Source organism: Bradyrhizobium sp. TM233 (assembly GCF_036247965.1).
In the GTDB taxonomy this organism is placed as follows: Bacteria; Pseudomonadota; Alphaproteobacteria; order Rhizobiales; family Xanthobacteraceae; genus Bradyrhizobium; species Bradyrhizobium ottawaense.
In genome coordinates, this window is record NZ_BTIG01000015.1 from 111014 (window position 1) to 133493 (window position 22480).

Consider the following 22480-nt stretch of genomic DNA (forward strand, 5'->3'; position numbering starts at 1 on the left):
AGCTTTAGCGGCGCGGGAAAGGCTGACGCCGCGATGGATGTGCGGCCGGGCGACGCACGAACCTTGCGGTAGCAGGCAGCATTCATACCTCGGGGGTGCCGGCCAGAGGTTCGCCCGCGGCCGCCTTTGGAGACGGCCATGAACTATTTTCGTACTGCAATGCTGCTTGCAGGCCTCACCGCCCTGTTCATGGGCGTCGGCTATCTGATCGGCGGCGCCTCCGGCGCCATGATCGCGCTCGTCATTGCCGCGGCGACCAATCTCTTCACCTACTGGAACTCCGACCGCATGGTGCTCTCGATGTACGGCGCCCATGAGGTCGATCGTTCGACCGCGCCCGAGCTGGTCGGGCTGGTCGCGGAACTTGCGGGTCGGGCAGGCTTGCCGATGCCGCGCGTGTTCCTGATGGACGAGGCACAGCCGAACGCGTTCGCGACTGGACGAAACCCGCAAAACGCCGCGGTGGCCGTCACCACCGGCCTGATGCGCCAGCTCAGCCGCGAGGAGCTCGCCGGCGTGATCGCGCACGAGCTCGCCCATATCAAGAACCACGACACGCTGCTGATGACGATCACTGCCACCATCGCCGGCGCGATCTCGATGCTGGCGCAGTTCGGCATGTTCTTCGGCGGCAATCGCGAGAACAACAATGGTCTCGGCATCGTCGGCTCGATCCTGATGATGATCCTCGCCCCGCTCGGCGCCATGCTGGTGCAGATGGCGATCAGCCGTACCCGCGAATATGCCGCGGACGATCTCGGTGCGCGCATCGCGGGGCAGCCGATGTGGCTGGCTTCCGCGCTGGTCAAGATCGAGGGCGCCGCGCATCAGGTGCCGAACTATGAGGCCGAGCGAAACCCCGCGACCGCGCACATGTTCATCATCAACCCGCTCTCGGGGCATGGCGTGGACAATCTGTTCGCCACCCATCCCTCGACGCAGAACCGCATCGCGGCGCTTCAGCAGCTTGCGGCCGAGCTCGGCGCGCGGGCGGCGCCGTCGGTCGGCGCCAACGAGAACTATCCGCCGCGCGGCCCATGGGGCCGGTCGTCCTCGCGTGGTCCTTCACGCGGCCCCTGGGGCTGATACGAAGCCTGGGGCAATTTGCAGCCGGATTTGTGACCTGGCGCACACAGGATCGTCGGAGCCGGTGTTAACACCCCCGGCGAGACACTTCCTTCGAAAGGGGATGCGTGACCGGCCCGCTGCCGGCCACCGTCGAAGATGACCAGAGCTGCCGTACCATTGCTGATCGTCCTGTGCGTGCTCGTCGGCCTGTCCACGCACATGGTCGTCAATTGTGGCGACGAGGACGATCCCGACATCTGCTCGGCCGTGATCGGCTTCTCGCCGCTGCGCGGCTCGCTGATCGCCTTTGCCTATGAGGGGCGCGGACGGATCGCGCTGCGCCATGGCGACTTCAGGCGGGCGGTCGCCGATTTCGACGAGGCCATTCACCTCAATCCCAATCGCGCCTCGCTCTATCGCGACCGCGCGCTCGCGCGCCGTCAGAACGGCGATCTTGAACTCGCCATCGCCGACTATGACGAGGCGATCGCGCATGATCCCAAGCGCGCTGCGCCCTATCACCAGCGCGGTCTCGCGCTCGCCGCCACGGGCGATCTCGACCGCGCGATTCTGAGCTACAACACGGCGGTCCGCCTCGACCCCTCGGATGCGCAGGCCCGCCTCGACCGTGGCCTTGCGTTCCTCGCCCGCGGCCAGGCCGACGATGCGCGCGCCGATTTCGAGGCGGCGCTGGCGCTGCCCGCCGGCAAGGACGGCCGCACCCGCGAAGCCGCGCGCGCCAGGCTCGCCGAACTCGCCAGCGCCGAGCCGACGCAGGTGTCAGTGCCGAGGCAGTGAGGGGGCTCTATCCACCGAATCCTGGAATCGTAGGGTGGGCAAAGGCGCCCTTGCGCCGTGCCCACGATCTCTACAATACGGCAACAGACGGGTGGGCACGCTTCGCTTTGCCCACCCTACGGCGCTGATTGTGCGGAGGGATACTTCTCATCCGCCTACTTCGCCTTCTTGGCTTTGGCCTTCTTTGCCTTCGCGGCCTTCTTTGCCGGCTTTTCCTTCGCCTGCTTCTCGACCTTCACCGCAACCGGAGTGCTGGCGGCGATTCGCATTGCACGCGCGTAGCTGTCGGCGACGTTGTCGGCGGACATCTGCAGGCGCTTGGCGGCGGCGGTGGCCTGCTCCATGGTGGCCTTGGCCATCATCTTGAAGCGGTCGCCGGTCTCCTTGCCCTTGGCCTTGGCCGCCAGGCCGTTGAAGCGATCCCGCCGCTCTTTGGCGCGGGTCATCAGGCCCGTATGCAGTTGTCTGGCCAGTTGCCGGATCACGACATCCAGGTCGGCGTCCGCCATGTTGTTCTATCCTCTTCGAAAACGGTATCGATGCGGGCGGGACTATGCAGATCGGGCCCCGCCTTGGCAATTCCCGCCTGGGCGTCATCCGCAGCTTCCGGTCTGCAAAACAAAAAAGCCGCGCATTTCGCGCGGCTCTTTGGCTGATTTGGCCAAGGCAGCTCTACGTTCGCCTCACTTCAGCGAGGCGACCGGGCCGTTTGCCGCCGCCGGCTCCGGGTCGAAGCCGAACACGCCGACCAGGTATTTGTAATAGTCCGGCATCTTCTCCTTGAGCGTCTCGCGCGACTTCGGATCGTGGAATTCGCTCTTTCCGGCCAGGAAGATGCTGGCGGTCACGGCAAAGAATTCCATGGGATTCTTCAACGCATAGGATTCCTTGGGGAGCAAGTCCTTGGACTTGGCAAGGGCGAAGTAGGCGATCACGCCCTTGTTGGCGTAGCCGTCCGGCAACAGCCGCGCGTGATAGGCGTGCAGGAGCTCGTGCAGCAGCACGGCTTCCTTTTCGTAGCGCATCATGTCCGGGCGCAGCATGATCACACCGAGGCCCGAATCGACCGCGAGGTCGACGGCGTTCGGATTGGTCCAGCGCTGCTTGTCGTGGTCCCAGACCGTCAGCGTCCGCGGCACGCGGCGTTCGACGTTGGGAGCGACGCGGCCGTAGCAGGCGGTGGCGGCACCTTCGTCGAGGCAGGCGAGCTCGCTGGCGATGATCGGCACGGTGCGGAAGAAGCGCAGCACGCGCGGCGACAGGCCGGCCGCCTCGACCGCGTCGATCTGGCTCTTCAGATTGTCGGTGAGCTTGTCGACATCCTTGCGATCGGAGTTCTCCGACAGGTCGAACATGTAGCCGCGGTAGCTCTGGAAGCCCGGCGGCAGCGACTGTGCTGCATCGGCATCGAGCGATCCGGCTTGGGATGGATTGGCGAAGAGCGCGCCGACAATGGTTGCGGTCAGCAGCAACGCAATGCGCATGATGAACCCCCTGATGTCACTTCGCCCGGCAGAATAGGCCACCGTTGTTTGCGAAAAGTGAGTGGGGCAAGACTAAGGCACTGATGTTGAGGCGTGCTTAATCCTTGGTTGCAGATCGCGGAGGCAGATTAGCGACGGGTTAACCAAGGAAGCCGGCTCGAACTGGACTCTCGGAAAGGCCGGTAAGCTGCTTCCCCGTCATCCAGAGGCGTGAGGCTGGGCGATGCGAACGCATCGCCAGCCGAGCCTCGAAGGATGAACGGCCGGGATGCTGCCGGGCCGATTCATCCTTCGAGGCTCACCATGGAGCGCTCTGCGCCCCATGGTGAGCGCCTCAGGATGACGGGGTTGGCTATCGGGTGTAGATTGACAGCACCAAGCTTGAGACAGCCAGAAGGAGGATGCCATGTATGCCGCCATCCGTCAGGCCAAGGCGAAAAGCGGGAGCGCGGAAGAGCTGGCGCGCCGCATCAAGGACGGCGCCGTTCCGATCATCAGCGACGTCGACGGTTTCCGCGCCTATTACGTCGTCTATGCCGGCGACGACACGGTGACCGCGATCTCGATCTTCGACAAGTTCGAGCAGGCGGAGGAGGCGAACCGGCGCGCGATCGCCTGGATCGAGAAGGATCTGGGGCCGTTGCTTGCAGGCCATGCGAGCGCGGCTGCGGGGCCGGTGATCGTGCATACGCTGGCGTGAGGTCAGCGCGAGCTATCTCCCCATGTCGTCCCGGCGAAGGCCGGGACGACACTGACGTTGTGAACTGCACCTCACGCCTAACACGCAGCCGCCCCCTCACAACTCCCGCGCATTCGAGAACGCGAAGCTCGACACCCGCCGCGTCGTCTCGTCCAGGATGAGCGTGCGCGTGATCGGCGGCTCGGCGCGCTGGGCGCAGTTTTCGCGCTCGCACAGGCGGCAATTGACGCCGATCGGCGTTCCTTCCGTCTTCTCGAGGTCCATGCCGGCGGCGTAGGTCAGGCGCGCGGCGTGACGGATCTCGCAGCCGAGGCCGATGGCGAAGCGGGGTTGCGGCAGCGGGTGCGGCGCGACGGGGCGGCGCACCATCTGGGCGATCGAGAAATAGCGCGTGCCGTCGGACAGCTCGATCACCTGCTTGAGCAGGCGATCCGGCGTGTCGAAGGTCGAGTGCACGTTCCACAGGGGGCAGGTGCCGCCGAACTTCGAGAACGGGAAGGTGCCGGAGGAGAAGCGCTTCGAGACGTTGCCGGCATTGTCGACGCGCAAGAGGAAGAACGGAATGCCGCGCGCGTTCGGCCGCTGCAAAGTGGTGAGGCGATGGCAGACCTGCTCGAAGCCGGAATTGAAGCGCTGCGCCAGCACGTGGATGTCGTAATTCAGGGCTTCGGCCGCGGCGAGGAACGCGGGGTAGGGCATCATCACGGCCGCCGCAAAATAGTTGCCGAGCGTGATGCGGAACAGGCGGCGCGGCGCGTCGTCGAGCGGTCCGGCACGGCCGATGATGGTCTCCAGATGCTGCGCACATTCGCCGAGGCCGAGCTGGAAGGCGAGCTGGAAGGCGCGGCCGGGCGGATCGACCAGCTCGGAGATCAGCAACTGGCGGCGATGGCGATCGAAACGCCGCAGCGTCTCGCGCATCACGTCGACCGGCATGACGCGGGTCTGGATCGAGTGCTTTTCGCGCAGCCGCGCCGCGAGCGCCGCATAGAGTCCCTCGGCAGGGACGTTCAACTCATCGCGAAGAGCTTCCGCGGCCTGCTCAAGCTCCGGAAAATAGTTGCGGTTGGCCTCGATCAGCTCGCGCACGCGCTCGACCGGATTGGCCTCATAGCGCGTGCCGACGTCGCGGTCGGCCATCTGCGCCGCCGCCAGCGTCTCGCCCTGACGGGCCTCGGTATAGGCGGCGTAGAGCCGCTGCAGCGCATGGGTGACGCCGGGGCAGAGCTCGGCGAGGTCGCGCAGCTCCTGCTTGGGAACGTCGATCTGGCGGAACAGCGGATCGGAGAAGATCTCGTTCAGCTCGGCGAAGAAGCGGTCCTCGTCGGCGGTGGCGAGGTCGCGCAGGTCGAGATCATAGGTCTCGGCCAGCCGCAGCAGGATCTGAGCCGTCACCGGGCGCTGGTTCCGCTCGATCAGGTTGACGTAGCTCGGCGAGATCCCGAGGCCTTCGGCGATCTGGGTCTGGGACAGCCCCAATTGCTGCCGAATCCTGCGGAACCGCGGGCCGACGAAGAGTTTCTTGCCGGAATTGGCGGGCATTTCTCAGGGCTCCGTGCGCATTAAGGACAGTTCAGTTGACCTAAAATTTTACAAACTTTACAAAATAACATCTATTACATGTTCTTATGTTACATGACATCACCAATAAAAAACAAGCCATCTATACGAAGTTTCTGTTTTCGCGTTTAGCTCCTGACACGCATCTCGCAATGCACTGTCAAGAATGTCGATGGCACGCCATCGCCATCGTCAGCGAAAGGATCAGGCAAATGAACTACCAGCCCCGTGGCATCAGCACTTTCCAGGCGCCGGCCTCGTATCAGAGCGAGATCGACGCAGCGAAGGCGCTCCTCGAGACCCAGCCGACCTGGAACGGGGTGTCGGCCGAGGCCGTCGCACGCATGCGCCTGCAGAACCGCTTCAGGACCGGCCTCGACGTCGCCCGTTACACGGCGGCCCTGATGCGCGCCGACATGGCCGCCTATGACAACGACCCGACCAAGTACACCCAGTCGCTGGGCTGCTGGCACGGCTTCATCGCCCAGCAGAAGCTGATCTCGGTCAAGAAGCACTTCGGCGGCAAGACCGATCGCACCTATCTGTATCTCTCGGGCTGGATGATCGCGGCGCTGCGCTCCGAGTTCGGTCCGCTGCCCGACCAGTCGATGCACGAGAAGACTTCGGTGCCGGCGCTGATCGAGGAGCTCTATACCTTCCTGCGCCAGGCCGACTCGCGTGAGCTCAACGACATCTTCCGCCTCCTCGACAAGGCGCGCAAGGAAGGCGACAAGACCCGCGAGAAGGAGCTGATCGCGAAGATCGACGGCTTCCAGACCCACGTCGTGCCCGTCATCGCCGACATCGACGCCGGCTTCGGCAACGCCGAGGCGACCTATCTGCTCGCCAAGAAGATGATCGAAGCGGGCGCCTGCGCGCTGCAGATCGAGAATCAGGTCTCCGACGAGAAGCAGTGCGGTCACCAGGACGGCAAGGTCACCGTGCCGCACGAAGTGTTCATCGCGAAGATCCGCGCCTGCCGCCATGCCTTCCTCGAGCTCGGCGTCGAAGACGGCGTCATCGTGACCCGCACCGACTCGCTCGGCGCCGGCCTGACGCAGCAGATCGCGGTCAGCCACAAGCCCGGTGACATCGGCGACCAGTACAACAGCTTCCTCGACTGCGAGGAAATCACCGCGGAGAACGCCCGCAATGGCGACGTCATCATCAACCGCAACGGCAAGATGATGCGGCCGAAGCGGCTGCCTTCGAACCTCTACCAGTTCCGTCCCGGCACTGGCGAAGACCGCTGCGTGCTCGACAGCATCACCTCGCTGCAGAACGGCGCCGACCTGCTCTGGATCGAGACCGAGAAGCCGCATATCGAGCAGATCGCCAAGATGGTCGATCGTATCCGCAAGGTCGTCCCGAACGCCAAGCTGGCCTACAACAACTCGCCGTCCTTCAACTGGACGCTGAACTTCCGTTGGCAGGTCTACGACGCGATGAAGGAAGCCGGCAAGGACGTCAGCAAGTACAACCGTGCCGAGCTGATGAAGCCGGAATACGACGATACGCCGCTGGCGCAGGAAGCCGACGAGCGCATCCGTACCTTCCAGGCGGATTCGGCCAAGCGCGCCGGCATCTTCCATCACCTGATCACGTTGCCGACCTATCACACGGCGGCGCTCTCGACCGACAATCTGGCGAAGGAATATTTCGGCGACCAGGGCATGCTCGGCTACGTCAAGAACGTCCAGCGCCAGGAGATCCGTCAGGGCATCGCCTGCGCCAAGCATCAGAACATGGCCGGCTCCGACATCGGCGACGACCACAAGGAATACTTCGCCGGCGAGGCTGCCCTGAAGGCGGGCGGCGCCCATAACACGATGAACCAGTTCGGCTAACGCAGCACGCTATTGGACAGGAGAACTGACAATGACCAAAGGCAGCAATTTCTGGGTGATCGGCGGCGAGTTCGGTTCGATGAACTTCCACAAGCTCGTGGAAGGCTCGGCCCAGGTGCAGGGTCCGTTCAAGACCCGCAAGGAGGCCGAGGATGCCTGGCGCACGGTCTCGGAAGAGAACCGCCACAAGGCCGGCGTCCGCTTCTCCATCGTGGAAGAGCCGTCGCGCGTCTCGGCCTAAGGGCCTGGCTGCCGACCTGAATTAAGAAGACGTCCAAGGACGGATGGTCCCATCCAGGCTCTGCCTGGGTGGGATCGTCTGTTTTTGGCACAGGTCAATCGCCTGTGGGTGCCGTAAGTATCTGGAATTATGGACCCTTTGCGGGCCTCGTGGTTGCTGATAGGTTAATGGAGGAAAGTCGAGGACGAGGCCGACAATGTCAGAGCCCGAAACCAGCGGGACCCATCCCGGCCAGCCACGCCCGGTGCGGCTGCGCGATGCGCTGCTGCGCGCGCGGATCGAGGCGGCCGACCGGACCGGCGTCGTCGTCGATCTCAGGGACGCCGAGGTGGCGCGGCTCGAGATCCTCAACGACGCGCTCGATCCCCTGTTCGCGCAGGTGCCGGATAAGATCGATCTGTTCGACCGCGGCATCAGCCAGGGCGATACGCCCAGACTCTGGATCGACGTCGTCGCCCACATCGTGATGGGGCGCGACAAGCGGATGTACCGTTTCGTTCAGGACACCCGCTTTGGCCGCATCGTGCTGGCCGAATCGCACGACACCGCTGTGATCGTCGAGGCCGTCACCGATTATGTCGCGCGCCGTATGGTCGAGCGCGAGCATGCGATGGTGGTCCCGCCCGAACCGAAGCCCGAAGTCGCGCCGCCGCCGCCGCGCCGCTCGCGCGTGTGGCCGTTCGTGTTCGGCTTCGTGCTCGGCGCCGCCGCTTTGTTCGGCCTCGCCCTGCTGGCGGCGTTGCGGAGCTGGTGAATTTCCCTCCGTCGTCATTGCGAGCGAAGCGAAGCAATCCAGGAATCTCTCCGCGGCGGGACTCTGGATTGATTCGCCTCGCTCGCAACGACGGTGAACTAGATCAACCTTACATGCTTGATCTGCCCAATCTGAAATCCCGCCCCGAGGCTCCGCACCGTCTGTTCGCAGCGCCAGCCGGCATTGTCCTTCTCGATTCTGAAAAGATTATAGGCCGCCGCCGGGTAGCGCCCGTGCGCGAGCGCCGAGGCCGAGGGCACGCCGAGCGCGGGAATGTTGCCGTTGGGGCCCTCGAACCACATCGTCGAATGAATGTGGTCGTGCCCGTGCAGGATCAGCTCGACGCCGTGGCGCTTGAGCAGCGCCAGCAGTGCGGCCGAATCTGTCATCCGTTTCTGCCGCGCATCGGACTTCAAGGGATGGTGCACCAGCAGCACGCGGAAGACGTCCTCGGCCGCGAGCCGTTCGAGCATTGCTGCAAGAGAGTCGAGCTGATCGCGCCCGAGCGTGCCCGTCGCCATCAGCGGCAGGGTCGGCACCGCCGTAGACAGGCTGATCAGCGCGAGCGGCCCGCGACGGCGCACGGATGGAAAGCCGATGCCGCCGTCGTCGCCCGCAAGATAAGGCGCAAACGTCTCGCCGAAGCGATGCGAGGTGGCGCGGACATAGGCGTCGTGATTGCCGGGAATCGTGGTGACGCGGTCGGGCGGGCCGACGCCCTCGAGCCAGGCGAGGGCAGGGGCGAACTCGGCTTCCAGCGCGAGGTTGACGAGATCGCCCGTCACCGCGATGTGGTCGGGCGCCTGCGCCTTCATGTCGGCGACCAGCGCATCGAGCACTTCGCGGCGCTGGTACTTGTGGCGGTTGCGCGTCCAGTTGACGTAGCCGAGCACGCGCTTGCCGGCGAGCTCGATCAGCCGCGGCTTCGGCAAGGGCGCTAGATGCGGATCGGACAGATGGGCGAGCGTGAAGGGGGCCAGCGTGTTGGGAGTCATGGCGTGCGATTGCCTCGCTATTGCTACGTTGTAATGGCAAGGTCGCGGGGACTGTGCAAGCGGGGCCGGGACAGCGGCCTCAAGGAAGCCTGATGGGGGATCTGGACCGCATTCGACGAAAATTCGAGCCGCTGCTGCGGCGAGTCTTCCACGCTTATTTCCTCGTTGTCCGCGGCATGACGCTCGGCGTCCGCGCCGTGGTGCTGGATGCCGAGAATCGGGTGTTTCTGGTCAGGCACAGCTACGTCAGCGGCTGGTACCTGCCCGGCGGCGGCGTCGACTACGGCGAGACCATGGAGCAGGCGATGCGGCGCGAGCTCAAGGAGGAGGGCGACATCGACCTCACCGGCGAGGCCGTGCTGCACGGCATCTTCCTCAACAGCCACGTTTCCCGCCGCGACCACGTCGCGGTCTACGTCGTCAGGCAGTTCAGGCAGGACGGTTTGCCCGAGCCCAACCGCGAGATCGTCGAGTGCGGGTTCTTCGCGATCGCGGCCCTGCCCGAGGGCACCACGCGAGGGACGCGGCTGCGGATCGCGGAAGTGCTGGACGGCAAGCCCCCGATAGCGACGTGGCGCTGAGGGCGGCTTTTGCTAGTGCATCAGGAGTTGCAGTTGAACGAATGCAAGCCGAGGGTTTCAGAACACCTCTCCAGCCGACCTTGAAAAGGAGCTGAGCGCCGTCGCTGCCCGATGGACCGCGCTGCGTTCAGGTGCTATCCCGCGAATTGACATGACCGATCTCTCACTGACCATCCTCCCCGAGGCCGCCGGCGACGCCCAGTCGATCGAGCGGCTGCACGAACGCACCTTCGGTCCCGGCCGCTTCGTGCTCAGCGCCTACCGGATCCGCGAGCACGTCGACCATGTGCTCGAATTGTCCTTTACCGCCCGTATCGGCACGCTGCTGGTCGGCTCGGTCAGGCAATTGCCGGTGCTGGTCGGCGAGACGCCGGCGCTGCTGCTCGGCCCGCTCACGGTCGAGCCGCCGTTCCGCGGCCGCGGTGTCGGCCGTCTGCTGATGGAGCGCGCGCTCAAGGACGCGAAGGCGAAAGGTCATCGCCTCGTGCTGCTGGTTGGCGACGAGCCCTATTACAGCCGCGTCGGCTTCAAGCCGGTCCCGAAAGGCCGTGTCACCATGCCCGGCCCTGTCGACGCCGCCCGTATCCTGGTATTCGAGCTCGTCGACGGCGCCTTCGAGGGCGTGTCGGGCCCGGTCGGCCCCGACTGGAGCAAGGCGCGGGCAGGGTAGGCCGGCCCGCGGCAGTGGGTAACCCGGATGTCGCTGCGCTCCATCCGGGCTACGACGTTCGCAATGACCTAGAACTTAAAGTTAGCGAACGCGCGCACGCCGATGCCGGGCATCAAGACCTCATCCTTGGTGTAGGACACGGAGTTGCGGATGTTCTCGTTGAGCAAATTGTTGCCGACGATGCCGGCCATCATCTCGCGCGCACCGAACCAGTTGCGATCGAGCTTGGTCTTGTAGCTGACCTCGGCCTTCAACAAATTATAGCCCGCCGTCGGCGTCTCCGCGATCATTGCGACGTTGTTCTGTGCGAAGGCGTGCAGCAGGTTGACGCGCATCAGCCAGTTGTCGTCGCGCCAGAACACGCCGCCGCCCATCCGCATCGGCGGAATCCGCGGCACGTTGGTGCCGTCGCTGAAGGTGGCGCGGACCATGTCGAACTGGTTCTCGATGCCCCAGATGCCGCCCTGGAAGGCGGCGACGTCGAGCTGCGACTGGAATTCGCCGCCGCGGAAATTGGCATTGCGCTGCGAATACACGGCCTGGTTCAGCTCCGCGCCCGGATTGCCGCAGGAGGCGAAGTCGTCGTCGCAGGACACGCCGGTGAGGCGTCGGTAGATGAAATTGTCGAAATGCGTGTAGTAGACGGTCGCCTCGAAGCGGAACGGCCCCGTCGCCCTGCGCACGCCGAGCTCGACTGATTTGGCGGTCTCGATGGTGAGGTTGGGATTGCCGATGTCGAAGGTCGCAGTCGCATCATGGCCGCCGCGGGAAAACAGCTCGGCCGCCTTCGGCGCGCGCTCGACATATTGCGCGGTGATGCTGCCGACCATGCCGCCCGGCAGGTCCTGCAACAGGCCGATGCTGCCGCTCTTCGGCGTGAACGACGGATTGCGCGCGATGCCCGCCTGCGGCGTGCCGTCGGGCAAATAATCGGCCGGGAAGTCCGGCGTCGTGCCGTGCAGCTCGACATGCTCGATGCGGCCGGCGATCTGCGCCCGCGTCGCCTCGGTAAACTTGAACTCGTTGAAGGCGTAAGCAGCAACGCGGTTGCTGTTGTTCGGATCCCATAGGCCGTTGAACAGCGTGCCGGGATTGTCCGGGCTCGGCGCGCTCAATTCCTGATGGCCGACCTGGAAGCCCAGCGCCGTCGTCACTTCGGCGAAGCGCGCATTGAACGGCATCAGCTGCACCTCGGTGCGGATCTCCTGCTCCTTGTTGGTGAAGGTCTGCCTGATGCCGTCGCTGTTGAGGTTGGCCGGATCGGCAAGCCCGATCTCGTTGTGCCTGTAATCGGTCGCACCGGCCCAGAAGCGCACCGCGTCGATCGCGGCTGCGTCGGGATGGTACTCTCCCTTGACGTTGATCTTGGTCTGGTGGCCGTCGATCCGTGTCTGGTGGTCGGCGCCGTCGATGCCGGGGATGTGGTAGAGCGAGTCGTTCTGGGTGATCGACGCGCCGATATAGCCGCCCTGGAAGAAATAGGAGCCGCCGATCGAGGCGCCGTCGGAGCGCGTTGCCGAGTTCGGCTGGCGGCCGTTCACGGCGCGCGTCTGGTCGTTCAGATAGGGATAGCTCGGGATGGAATAGTCCGAGGTCGTGCGGCCATAGGCGTCCGCGTGGAACGCGAAATTGCCGCCGCCGGTGTCGAGCAGCACGCCGCTCTCGACGCCGCGATCGACTGAAGAGAACGCGGTGCGGGTCTCGGCGGTAACGCAAGGCGAGGTCGCGGCGCTCGCGAGCGGAGCTTTGGTCGGCAGGCCGTAGGCCTGGAATGACGGCGCGCAGGCAGGTAGCGCGTCCGGAATCCGGTTGTTGGTGGCGCTGACAACGCCGCCGATCGAGGTCGAGCCGTAGCGCAGCGCGGCGGGCCCGCGTACCACTTCGATCTGGTTGGTCGCAAGCGGATCGATCGGAACGAAATGATCCTCGCCGAGATCGGAGGCGCCGCTCGCATTGGTGCCGTTCTCGACGATGCCGACGCGGTTGACGTCGAGACCCCGGATGATCGGCCGGCTCGATGCCCCGGGCGCGAAGCTTGATCCGGTAATGCCGGGCTTGGAGAACAGGAGGTCGCCGAGCTGGCCGCCGCCCTCGCGGCGGATCTCATCGTTCGGGACCACCGTGACCGTCGCGAACTGGTTGGTCACGACTGACAGCACGCCCTGCTGAGGCGCGGCGGGCGCCGAGGCTGCCGGCTCCGCCTCCGCCGTTTGTTGGCGGCTGCGCACCCGCGCGGTCCGCGTGCCGCGCCCGGGATTGCGGGACGGCACCACCGCTCTGCGCACGATGGGGCTCGGCGCCGTCACGGTGACGGCGGGGATTTCGGTCGACGATTTGTCTTGCGCAGGTGTTTGGGCGAAAGCGGGCGTGGCGGCGGCACCGAGCAGGAGCAGGCTTGCTCCGCCAAGACGCTGCGCGCGTCGCGATTGAAATGACATGGTCCTGATTCCAGTCAGGCGCCGTCCGCATGATTGTGTGCTGATCGGAGGCGGCCTGCCGTCGCAGCGCGACGGAATTCGACTTCAACGTCTCCCGGGCACTCTGAGCCCGGGCGTGATCAAGCGATGTTGAGAGTCAGGACGCGGGAGGCGCGCGCGGCTGGAACGCGTGGCCTGCCGATTTCAGATGGAGGAATTCGGCGTCGGTGGTGCGGTAGAGCAGCTCGATCGCCTGCGGCAGCAGCAACACGGGCGGCGTTGCCGATATGACGCTGCCAGCCATCGCGACGACGGCGCAGATCGCGCAATTGTCCTCGCCCGGATGCTCGCGGTCGGGGCCTGAGGGCGATTGCTTCTGGACGGCAGCGCGGTCGGTTGCAGCACCCTTGGCGCCGTCCTTGGCGCCGTCGGTCTGCTGGAGCGAAGCCTGGGCAAGCGGTGCGGCCTGGGCGAACCAATGGCTGTGGCCGAACGTCAGCGCGAACTGCACCAGCATCGCGAAGATCGCGAGCCGGGCGCCGTGCCTGATATTCGACCGGAACCACTTCATCTGGAAAAGCCACCCCGCATCGCGAGATATCGCGATGTAACAATATAACATCGCCCGTTCCGTCTGCGGATGTCAATCGCACTCAGACCGGCCGGCGCCGGTGGCCGGCCGATGTGTCGTTCGGGCAACGGAGCGAGAGATCAGCGCCCCTCGCGCACCCAGGTCGCAGCAAACGCGCCGAGCAGCAGCAAGAGCCCGATCAGGCCGGCGAAGATCGGCAGCACGCCGACGCCCTTGACGACGCTGGCGTCGCGCATCCGCACGCCCATCCAGCCGTCGCCGGCGAAGACGCTGGCCGAGCGCACCGGCAGGATGCGCGGAAGCTCGACGCTGGCGCCATCGACCACGCGCACGGCGTTGCCGCCGGTTGCCTGCGTCAGCGGCTTCAACGTTTCGACGGTCGAGGTGACCTCCGAAAACTCCTTGGGGTTGGTCGGGCCGACATTGATCAGCGCCTTCAGCGTGCCGTCGGTGGCAGCCCACAGGCCGAGCTCGCTTGCGGGAAGGCTGGCGCGCCATTCGCCGGGGTCGCCGGCGCTCAGCGTCAGATCCTGCGACACGCCGGACGGCGAGGTCACGCTCACCGGCTGGACGCTGTCGGCCATGGTCTGGCGCACCACGACGAGGTTCTTGCCCTGCACCTGCAGGCGCAGCGCTTCTTCGTCGAGGTCCGGCTGCTTCATCAGCCAGTGCGACATCCGCCTGAGCAGGTCCAAATGTGGGCCGCCGCCCTCATAGCCGCGCGCCCACAGCCAGATGTGGTCGGAGAGCAGAAGCGCGACGCGGCCCTCGCCGAAGCGCGACAGGAACAGAAGCGGCTTGCCGTCCGCCCCCGTCATCACCGGCGGGTTGACGGAATTGCGGGTGTCGACGGTGCGGAAGAAACGGCTCCAGTGCGGCGGCTCGCTGGCGGAGCCCTCCAGGGCGCGCGTGACGGGGTGGCGTTTGCCGATGTCGGACAGGTGCGCATAGAACGGCTTTTCCGTCACGCCGACCGGTTCGGCCGGCAGCACCGAATCCAGCGGCGTGCGCCAGATGCTGGTGTTGGAGGCGTAGTCGGGGCCGGCCGAGACCAGCACCGCGCCGCCGCCGCGCACATAGCGCGCGATGTTGTCGAAATAGGCGATCGGCAGCACGCCCTGGCGGGCGTAGCGATCGAAGATGATCAGCTGGAATTCGTTGATCTTCTGCTGGAACAGCTCGCGGGTCGGAAACGCGATCAGCGACAATTCGTTGATCGGCGTGCCGTCCTGCTTCTCCGGCGGACGCAGAATGGTGAAATGCACGAGGTCGACGCTGGCGTCGGACTTGAGCAGATTGCGCCAGGTCCGCTCGCCGGAATGCGGCTCACCCGAGACCAGCAGCACGCGCAGCTTGTCGCGCACCCCGTCGATGGCGACGACGGCGCGGTTGTTCACCGGCGTCAGCTCTCTCTCGAGCGGCGAGGCCTCGATCTCGACGATGTTCGGGCCGGCATGCTTGATGTCGACGTCGACGCTCGCAGCCTGGCCGCTCGAGAGCGTGCGCTCGTTGATGACCTCGCCGTCCCTGCGGATCGTGACCCTGGCGCGCTCGCCCGTGACGCCCTGGTCGTCGAGGCGGTAGCTGATGGTCTGGGTCTGGCCGACGATACCGAAGCGCGGCGCCGCGGTGATCGCGATGCGGCGGTCGCGCTCGTCCTTCTGGCCGGTGATCAGCGCATGCACCGGCGCCTGGAAGCCGAGCGCCGTGGCGCTGGCCGGAATGTCGTGGACGCGGCCGTCGGTGATCAGGAATGCGCCGGCGACGCGGTCGACCGGCACGTCCGACAAGGCCGAGGCGAGGGCGCCGAACAGCTTGGTGCCGTCGGTCTCGCCATCGGCCTGTCCGGCCTCGACGACGCGGACTTCGAGTCCCTTGATCTTCTTCAGGCCGTCGACCAGCGCTTCCTGCGCTTGCGCAGCCTCGCGATTGCGGTTGCCGAAATTCTGGCTCGGGCTCTTGTCGACGACGACGGCCGCGACCGAGGTGAGGGGATCGCGGTCCTCGCGGGTGAAGGAGGGATTGGCGAGCGCGAGCAGGAACAGCGCCAGCGCGGCCACGCGCACGGCGGCACCGCGCGCGCGCGCAACCAGCAGCACGAGCGCGATGACGACGATCGCGGCGAGCGCGATCCACAGCACGATCGTGGGGACAAGCGGCGTGAATGCGATGCCGTAATTCATGGCGATCCTATTGCCCCAGCCGTTCGATCAGCGCCGGAGCGTGCACCTGGTCGGCCTTGTAATTGCCGGTCAGCGTGTACATCACGATGTTGGCGCCGGCGCGGTAGGCGAATTCGCGCTGGCGGGTGTCGCCGCCGGTCACCGGCAGCATGGCCTGGCCGTCGGGCCGCACGGCCCAGGCGCCGGCAAGGTCGTTCGAGGTGATGATGATCGGCGAGACGCCGTCGCCGCCCCGCGCCGGCCGCTGCGCGCTGTCCTCGTCCTCGTCGCGCGGCAGGGTCTCGACCCAGGTCTGGCCGGTGACGAAGCGGCCGGGGAAGTCGCGCAGCAGGTAGAAGGTCTTGGTCAGCACGTGCTCGCGCGGCACCGGCTCGAGCTCGGGCACGTCGAGCGACGACAGGATCTCGCGCAGCGTCTGCATACCCGGGGTCTGCGCGGCGCCGTTGGCGCCGGGTGGCGCTTCGATCGCGTCGCGGGTGTCGAACAGCACGGTGCCGCCCTGCTTCATGTAGGCGTCGATCTTGTTGATGGCGTCCTGCGGCGGCTTGGGCGCGCCCGGCACGATCGGCCAATAGATCAGCGGGAAGAAGGCGAGCTCGTCGCGCGCGGGGTCGATGCCGACGGGATCGCCGGCCTCGAGCGCGGTGCGCTGTGCCAGGAACAGCGTCAGTCCGGACATGCCGGCCCTGACGATGGAATCGACGTCGGCATTGCCTGTCACGACATAGGCGAGGCGGGTCTGCGACGTCGCCTTCATCGCGAAATCGTCCGCGGCGCTGTCGGCGCGTGACGGCGCGGGCGAGAGCGAGGCGAACAGCAGGCCAAGCACGATCATCGCGGGCGCGGCGCGGCGGCGCAGCAGCGCGGCGATCCCGCCGCCGAGCACCGCGACGATGATGGCGTCGACCAGGAACAGCGCGAGCGCCGTCGACAGCAGCCAGCCGCGCAGATCCTGCGGCTCGGCATTGGTGTAGGTGGCGTGCCGGGCGCGCAGGCTCGCGGTGTTGAGCGCGGCGATGCGGTCGGCGCTGGCAAGCGTGTTCACGGCGAGCGGTCCTTCGGCCGGGCCATAGAAGCCCGGCGGATGATCTGACGTGGCGCGGTCGCGGTAATCCGCGGGCAGCGGCTTTGCGGTCGCCGGCGGCGGGCCGAACGCGCCAAAACCGTCGAGGATGTGCAGCGGCGCCACCGTCTCGGTGGTCGCTTCGCTGGCAACGCCTGGGCCTGGCTTTGACGTGTAGCCGGACATGTCGACGACCCGCCGCAGCATTTCGACGAAGGTGCCCGACATCGGCAGATCGGACCAGCGCATGTCGGCGCTGACGTGGAACAGGCTGACGAGACCCTTGCCGCGATGCTCGCCGGTGACCAGCGGCGTGCCGTCTTCCAGCGAGGCCCAGCTCTTGGTGGCGAGCACGGCATCGGGCTCGGCCAGCACCTGGCGGCTCACGGTGACGTCCTTGGGAACGGCGACGCCGGCAAACGGGCCGTCGGCCGCGAAGGTCGCAAGATGTTGCGGCTTCTCCCAGGTCAGGCTGCCGCCGAGCGTGCGGCCGCCCTTGCGCAGCTTGACCGGCACGAGGTCGTCCTCGGCCTGCGCCAGCCGGGGGCCGGCGAAGCGCACCAGCACGCCGCCCTGGTCGACCCAGGCATTGAGGCGCTCGCGCAGCTCCGGCGCGATGGTGCCGACATCAGCAAGGATGATCATCGGCAGTTTCTGGTCCAAAAATTGTGTGATGCCCTGCTGCGGCGAGCCCTTGTCGGCGAGCCTGACGTCGGCGAACGGCGCCAGCGCGCGGGTGAGATAGAAGGTCGGCGCCAGCAGCGGCTGCGCGGTCTCGCTGGTCGCCCCCGAGACGATGCCGATGGCGCGGCGGCGCCAGCGCTTGTCGAGCAGCTGCACCGCGCCGGCGGAGCGCTCGCCCGAGATCTCGAGCCGCGTGATGTCGTTGCGCAGCTCGACCGGCAGATCGAACGCCGCGTCGGTCTCCTTGTCCTGCGGACCGAACGTATAGCGGGCCTCTCCGATCGGCGAGGCCTTCTGGTCCAGCGCGCGCACGGTGCCCATGGCGATGCCGCTGTCGGTGCGCAGCACCTTCACCATCATCTTTGCCGCGGCGTTCTCGGCCGCGACCAGCGCCAGCGGTGAGGAGGTGCCGCCTTCGAATATGGTCAGGCTGCGATCGCCGACGGTCTTGCCGAGGCCAGCGACGAAGTCCTCGCCGCGGCCGGTGTCGACGCCGTCGGACAGCCAGGCGATCTCGCAGTCGCCGGTGGCTTTCAGGAAGCGATCGACCGCGGCCAGCGTCTCGACGCGGTCGATCGAATAGGGCTTTGGCGCGAGCTGACGCAGCGCGACGCGCGCCGCGCCCGCCGGCATCAGGGTGATGTCGCGGTTCGGCTCGGATAGCGGCACCAGCGCGATGGCGCGGCGGTCGTTTTCGGCATTGGCGATCAGCTCGTCGGCGGCCCTGATCCTGACGTCCCAGTGCGACGCGGCGCTCCAGCCGTCGTCGAGCATGATCATCAGCGGCGCCTTGCTGTCGGCTGCGCCAACTTGCGGATTCCAGATCGGGCCGGCAGCCGCGAAAATGACCAGAGCCGCTGCCAGGAGACGCAATGCGGTCAGCCACCACGGCGTCCGTGAGGGCGTCTCCTCCCGCGGGGCGATGTCGAACAACAGGCGCGTCGGCGGAAACTCGATGCGGCGCGGCCGCGGCGGCATCACGCGGAGCAGCCACCACAGCACGGGCAGGCTGACGAGGCCGATCAGGAGCAGCGGTTCAGTGAAGGCGAGCGGCAGTCCCATCATGCGGCCGGCCCCACCTTGATCGTCGTGGTGCGGGCGCCCGATTTGCTCACCTGCATGCCGGCATGCAGGAACAGCAGCAGCTCGGCGGCGGAGCGGTCGGTGGCGTGCGTGGTGAACAGCCAGTCCAGCTTGTTCGTCTCGGCGCGGATCTGGTCGCGGTGCAGCGCGAGCCGCGCGGTGTAATCCTGCGCCCAGCTCTCGGCGCGGCCGGCGGTGATCACGCCGAAGCCTTCGGGCTCGACGAACTCGACGCGGCCGGAATAGGGGAACGACTCTTCGGCGGGATCGACGATTTGCACCATGGTGCCATGCGCGCCGGAGCCGGAGAGGCCTGTGAGCGTCGTCTTGATCTCCGCGATCGGCGACCAGAAATCCGACAGCACGATGATCTCGGCCAGCGCCGCCGGCACAAAGGACGGCGGCAGGCTGAGGCGGTCGGCGTCGTCATGCAGCATCGCCTGCGCCATCTTGTCGATCACGCTGCGGCTCGCGGTCGGCGCCATCAGGCCGGGAATGCCGACGCGCTCGCCGCCGGACACCAGCAGCTCGGCCAGCGCGAAGGCGACGATCAGCGTGCGCTCGAGCTTGGACTCGCGCGCGGTCTTCGAGGCGAACGCCATCGACGGCGAGCGGTCCGGCCAGATCCACACCGTGTGCGAGGCTTCCCATTCGAGCTCGCGGACATACAGATGGTCGTCGCGCGCCGAGCGGCGCCAGTCCACGTTCTGCGCCGGCTCGCCGGAGACGAAGCGGCGGTATTGCCAAAAATTCTCGCCGGAGCCGGCGCGGCGCCTTCCGTGCAGGCCGTGGATGACGTTGGCGGCGATACGGCGGGCCTCGAGCACCAAGCGCGGCAAGGAAGCTGCGAGCGTGCGGCTTTCGCCATCGGCACGTCGGATCGCGATGATCTCCTTCGCTGTGTGCCCGTTCTCCGCTGCCATCAACCGATCCGTGTCTTCAATTGCCGGATCACGTCCGGAATCGTGCGGCCCTCGGCGCGCGCCTGGAACGTCAGCGCCATGCGGTGCTTCAGCACGGGCTCGGCGAGGTCGAGCACGTCGTCGACCGACGGCGCCAGGCGTCCGTCGATCAGCGCGCGCGCGCGCACGGCCAGCATCAAGGATTGGCTGGCGCGCGGGCCGGGGCCCCAGGCGATGAACTTGCCGGCTTCGCCGGCGTCCGGACCGGGACGGGCCGAGCGGACCAGCGACAGGATCGCTTCCACCACGGAATCGCCGACCGGCAGGCGCCGGATCAGCCGCTGCGCCGTGATCAGCGCGTCCGCCGTCATCGACCCCCTCGCCAGCGTCTCCTCGGCGCCGGTGGTCTCGAACAGGATGCGGCGTTCGGCGTCGCGATCGGGATAGTCGACGTCGATCTCCATCAGGAAGCGGTCGAGCTGCGCTTCGGGCAGCGGATAGGTGCCTTCCTGCTCCAGCGGGTTTTGCGTCGCCAGCACGTGGAAAGGCTTCGGCAGATCGTGGCGCGCGCCGGCCACGGTGATGTGCTGCTCCTGCATCGCCTGCAGCAGCGCCGACTGCGTGCGCGGGCTGGCGCGGTTGATCTCGTCGGCCATCAAGAGCTGCGCGAACACCGGACCTGCGATGAAGCGGAAGGCGCGCCTGCCGGCGGTGCTCTCGTCGAGCACTTCGGCGCCGAGAATGTCCGACGGCATCAGGTCGGGCGTGAACTGGATGCGCTTGGCATCGAGACCGAGAGTCACGCCCAGGGTCTCGACCAGCTTGGTTTTGGCAAGGCCGGGCACGCCGATCAGCAGCGCATGGCCGCCGGAGAGGATGGTGACCAGCGTGTTCTCGATCACGCGATCCTGGCCGAAGATCACGGACGCGATCGCATCCTTCGCCGCGCGAATCTGGCTCGACACCTGCTCGGCCGAACGAACGATCCCGTCCTCGAGTTTCTCGACACTCTCCGCCATCCGTTTAGCTCCTTCAGCCTGCCGCGCCGCTTGCTTGCGTCGTCACATCACCACATCACGGATCATCACGTCAGATCATCACGTCACTCATGGGCCTATGCTAGACTTGCAGGAAGGCCATGTATTCGTTGAATTAACCTATCCCCACCTTATCGGCTTCGGGTTATGTAGGGCATCACGAAGTGGCGACCTCCCACACCGGACTAATCCGGGGTGGAACCGCGCACCCGATTACAACGTAGACGTACAAGTAGACCTGCACCAATCGTGCCAGAGGACAAAGTCAGGGCAAACCATGGCGAACCAAGGGCAGAGCGCCGATCGCGGTCTTGAGGGGCTGACTGCCGCCGCCAAAAGTGCTGCCAATGCCGAAGGCGCCAAGAGGGGTCTGCCTCCGGTGCATCTGTGGAATCCGCCGTTTTGCGGCGATCTCGACATCCGAATCGCCTCCGATGGTACTTGGTTCTACTTGGGGACGCCAATCGGGCGCCCTGCTCTGGTCCGGCTGTTTTCGACCATCCTCAAGCGCGAGGGCGACAAGCATTTCCTGGTCACGCCGGTGGAGAAGGTCGGTATCCGCGTCGACGATGCGCCCTTCATGGCGGTCGAGATGCAGAAGGACGGCGAAGGCAACCATCGCGTGCTGCGCTTCCGCACCAATGTCGACGACTGGGTCACCTGCGATGCCGCGCACCGGCTGCGCTTCGAGCAGGCCAAAGACGGCGGGCTGACGCCTTATCTGCATGTTCGGGCCGAGCTCTGGGCCAAGGTCACAAGGGCGCTCTATTACGATCTGGTTGACATGGGCGAGGAGCGGATGGTCGATGGCCAGCCGATGTTCGGCGTCGAATCATCAGGCGAATTCTTCGCCATGGCCGATGCGGACGAGGTGAGGGCCGCGCTTTGAACAAGCCTATCCTGAAAAGCGATCCGGTCGCGTTCGGCGCGGCGGATTTCTTCGCCCGCTCGAAGGCGAAGCTCGGCTTCGACGTTCCACTCGGCCTCTACGATCCGAACATCATTCCCGCCTCGGGCGATCCCGGCACCGACAAGATGCTCGAGATCGTCGCCCGCGAGCAGCCGGTGCGCCCCGCGGCGGTCCTGATCGCGGTGGTCGATCATCCCGAGCCGACCATCCTCTTGACGCAGCGCTCGGCCCATCTCAACGACCATGCCGGCCAGATCGCTTTCCCCGGCGGCAAGATCGACGCCACCGATTCCTCGCCGCTCGACGCGGCGCTGCGCGAGGCCGAGGAGGAAGTCGGGCTGTCCAGAGACTTCGTCGAGCCGATCGGCTATCTCGATCTCTACGGCACCGCCTTCGGCTTCCGCATCCTGCCGACGGTCGCCAGGGTCAGGCCCGGCTTCGAACTCGCCATCAACCATTCCGAGGTTGATGATGCGTTCGAGGTGCCGCTATCCTTCCTGATGAACCCGGTGAACCATCAGGTGCACAGCAAGGAATTCCGCGGCATGGAGCGGTTCTACTACGCGATGCCGTTCGCGGAACGCTACATCTGGGGCGCGACGGCGGGCATGCTGCGTGTGCTGTACGAGCGGATCTATTCGTCATGATCCGGCCGATTCTGACCGAGATCGGAATCTTCCTCATTCCCTTTGCCGTCTACGCGCTGTTCCTGGCCGCGACGCGGTCCGGCCTGTTCGCGCGATCGTCGTGGCCGGTCACCATCGTCGCCCGCCTCGTCCTGGCAGCGCTGGTGCTGGTGATTGCGGGGCTGATCGGCTTTGCGCATTTCTCCGGCGCCGCCCCGGATTCGACCTACGTACCCGCCCATATCGAGAACGGCCGGCTGGTGCCGGGCGTGGAAAAATAGGGGC

21 protein-coding genes are annotated in these 22480 nt (G+C 66.2%); 11 read left to right on the forward strand and 10 right to left on the reverse strand.

What is annotated here, in order from left to right; translation table 11 throughout:
• The first annotated feature begins 138 nt into the window (after positions 1-138).
• Complete coding sequence (gene htpX, locus AABA86_RS26060; protein ID WP_212249258.1) at positions 139-1086, forward strand: zinc metalloprotease HtpX; 948 nt, start codon at positions 139-141, stop codon at positions 1084-1086.
• Between the two features lie 138 nt (positions 1087-1224).
• Entirely contained in the window at positions 1225-1866 is a 642-nt protein-coding gene (locus tag AABA86_RS26065) for a tetratricopeptide repeat protein (protein ID WP_018323277.1), read from the forward strand.
• Positions 1867-2021: 155 nt separating this feature from the next.
• Here the strand turns inward: AABA86_RS26065 and AABA86_RS26070 are convergent, their stop codons facing one another.
• Positions 2022-2375 carry a hypothetical protein gene (locus AABA86_RS26070; RefSeq protein WP_338308905.1) on the reverse strand — a complete coding sequence of 118 codons (354 nt, stop codon included), beginning with the start codon at positions 2373-2375 and terminating at the stop codon, positions 2022-2024.
• A gap of 174 nt (positions 2376-2549) precedes the next feature.
• The gene (locus tag AABA86_RS26075; protein WP_026202904.1) at positions 2550-3350 is read right to left on the reverse strand and encodes a hypothetical protein; all 801 of its coding nucleotides are present in this window, start codon (positions 3348-3350) and stop codon (positions 2550-2552) included.
• Positions 3351-3756: 406 nt separating this feature from the next.
• Between AABA86_RS26075 and AABA86_RS26080 the strand changes: the two genes are divergently transcribed.
• A complete protein-coding gene (locus tag AABA86_RS26080) occupies positions 3757-4050 on the forward strand; it encodes an antibiotic biosynthesis monooxygenase (protein WP_014497428.1) in 294 nt (97 codons plus the stop codon).
• 96 nt (positions 4051-4146) lie between these two features.
• On the opposite strand, the gene AABA86_RS26085 is transcribed toward AABA86_RS26080, so the two are convergent.
• Positions 4147-5592 carry a helix-turn-helix domain-containing protein gene (locus tag AABA86_RS26085; protein WP_212249260.1) on the reverse strand — a complete coding sequence of 482 codons (1446 nt, stop codon included), beginning with the start codon at positions 5590-5592 and terminating at the stop codon, positions 4147-4149.
• Between the two features lie 230 nt (positions 5593-5822).
• Here AABA86_RS26085 and AABA86_RS26090 point away from each other — a divergent pair, with 230 nt between their 5' ends.
• The 3 genes from AABA86_RS26090 (at position 5823) to AABA86_RS26100 (ending at position 8452) form a co-directional block, all read left to right on the forward strand.
• A complete protein-coding gene (locus AABA86_RS26090; protein ID WP_212249261.1) occupies positions 5823-7457 on the forward strand; it encodes an isocitrate lyase in 1635 nt (544 codons plus the stop codon).
• 31 nt (positions 7458-7488) lie between these two features.
• A complete protein-coding gene (locus AABA86_RS26095) occupies positions 7489-7698 on the forward strand; it encodes a DUF4170 domain-containing protein (RefSeq protein WP_018323282.1) in 210 nt (69 codons plus the stop codon).
• A 196-nt stretch (positions 7699-7894) separates the two neighbouring features.
• Positions 7895-8452 (forward strand): hypothetical protein, encoded by a 558-nt coding sequence (locus AABA86_RS26100; protein WP_212249262.1) that lies wholly within the window; start codon positions 7895-7897, stop codon positions 8450-8452.
• A gap of 98 nt (positions 8453-8550) precedes the next feature.
• Here AABA86_RS26100 and AABA86_RS26105 read toward each other — a convergent pair whose 3' ends face one another.
• A complete protein-coding gene (locus AABA86_RS26105; RefSeq protein WP_212249374.1) occupies positions 8551-9432 on the reverse strand; it encodes a metallophosphoesterase family protein in 882 nt (293 codons plus the stop codon).
• Between the two features lie 107 nt (positions 9433-9539).
• Here AABA86_RS26105 and AABA86_RS26110 point away from each other — a divergent pair, with 107 nt between their 5' ends.
• Positions 9540-10028 carry an NUDIX domain-containing protein gene (locus tag AABA86_RS26110; RefSeq protein ID WP_338308906.1) on the forward strand — a complete coding sequence of 163 codons (489 nt, stop codon included), beginning with the start codon at positions 9540-9542 and terminating at the stop codon, positions 10026-10028.
• Positions 10029-10179: 151 nt separating this feature from the next.
• A complete protein-coding gene (locus tag AABA86_RS26115; RefSeq protein ID WP_104464559.1) occupies positions 10180-10698 on the forward strand; it encodes a GNAT family N-acetyltransferase in 519 nt (172 codons plus the stop codon).
• A 68-nt stretch (positions 10699-10766) separates the two neighbouring features.
• Here AABA86_RS26115 and AABA86_RS26120 read toward each other — a convergent pair whose 3' ends face one another.
• The 6 genes from AABA86_RS26120 to AABA86_RS26145 all read right to left on the reverse strand — a co-directional run bounded on the left by AABA86_RS26120 (position 10767) and on the right by AABA86_RS26145 (position 20641).
• Positions 10767-13136, reverse strand: a complete 2370-nt coding sequence (locus tag AABA86_RS26120) for a TonB-dependent receptor (protein WP_338308907.1) — start codon at positions 13134-13136, stop codon at positions 10767-10769.
• 136 nt (positions 13137-13272) lie between these two features.
• Entirely contained in the window at positions 13273-13686 is a 414-nt protein-coding gene (locus AABA86_RS26125) for a DUF2946 family protein (protein ID WP_338308908.1), read from the reverse strand.
• A gap of 140 nt (positions 13687-13826) precedes the next feature.
• On the reverse strand, positions 13827-15890 hold the full coding sequence (locus AABA86_RS26130; protein WP_338308909.1) for a hypothetical protein: 2064 nt from the start codon (positions 15888-15890) through the stop codon (positions 13827-13829).
• Between the two features lie 7 nt (positions 15891-15897).
• Positions 15898-18702 (reverse strand): DUF4159 domain-containing protein, encoded by a 2805-nt coding sequence (locus AABA86_RS26135; protein ID WP_338308910.1) that lies wholly within the window; start codon positions 18700-18702, stop codon positions 15898-15900.
• Positions 18699-19643, reverse strand: a complete 945-nt coding sequence (locus tag AABA86_RS26140; protein ID WP_038972158.1) for a DUF58 domain-containing protein — start codon at positions 19641-19643, stop codon at positions 18699-18701. The genes AABA86_RS26135 and AABA86_RS26140 overlap by 4 nt, the downstream gene beginning before the upstream one ends.
• Positions 19643-20641 (reverse strand): AAA family ATPase, encoded by a 999-nt coding sequence (locus AABA86_RS26145; protein WP_018323293.1) that lies wholly within the window; start codon positions 20639-20641, stop codon positions 19643-19645. Before AABA86_RS26145 ends, AABA86_RS26140 begins: the two co-directional genes overlap by 1 nt.
• A gap of 295 nt (positions 20642-20936) precedes the next feature.
• On the opposite strand from AABA86_RS26145, the gene AABA86_RS26150 reads away from it, so the two are divergent.
• From AABA86_RS26150 to AABA86_RS26160, 3 genes are read left to right on the forward strand one after another with little or no spacing between them, the layout of a single operon-like run.
• Positions 20937-21548 (forward strand): DUF1285 domain-containing protein, encoded by a 612-nt coding sequence (locus AABA86_RS26150; RefSeq protein WP_338308911.1) that lies wholly within the window; start codon positions 20937-20939, stop codon positions 21546-21548.
• Entirely contained in the window at positions 21545-22216 is a 672-nt protein-coding gene (locus tag AABA86_RS26155) for a CoA pyrophosphatase (protein ID WP_212249270.1), read from the forward strand. Before AABA86_RS26150 ends, AABA86_RS26155 begins: the two co-directional genes overlap by 4 nt.
• Complete coding sequence (locus AABA86_RS26160; protein ID WP_338308912.1) at positions 22213-22476, forward strand: DUF6111 family protein; 264 nt, start codon at positions 22213-22215, stop codon at positions 22474-22476. The genes AABA86_RS26155 and AABA86_RS26160 overlap by 4 nt, the downstream gene beginning before the upstream one ends.
• Positions 22477-22480 lie beyond the last annotated feature (4 nt).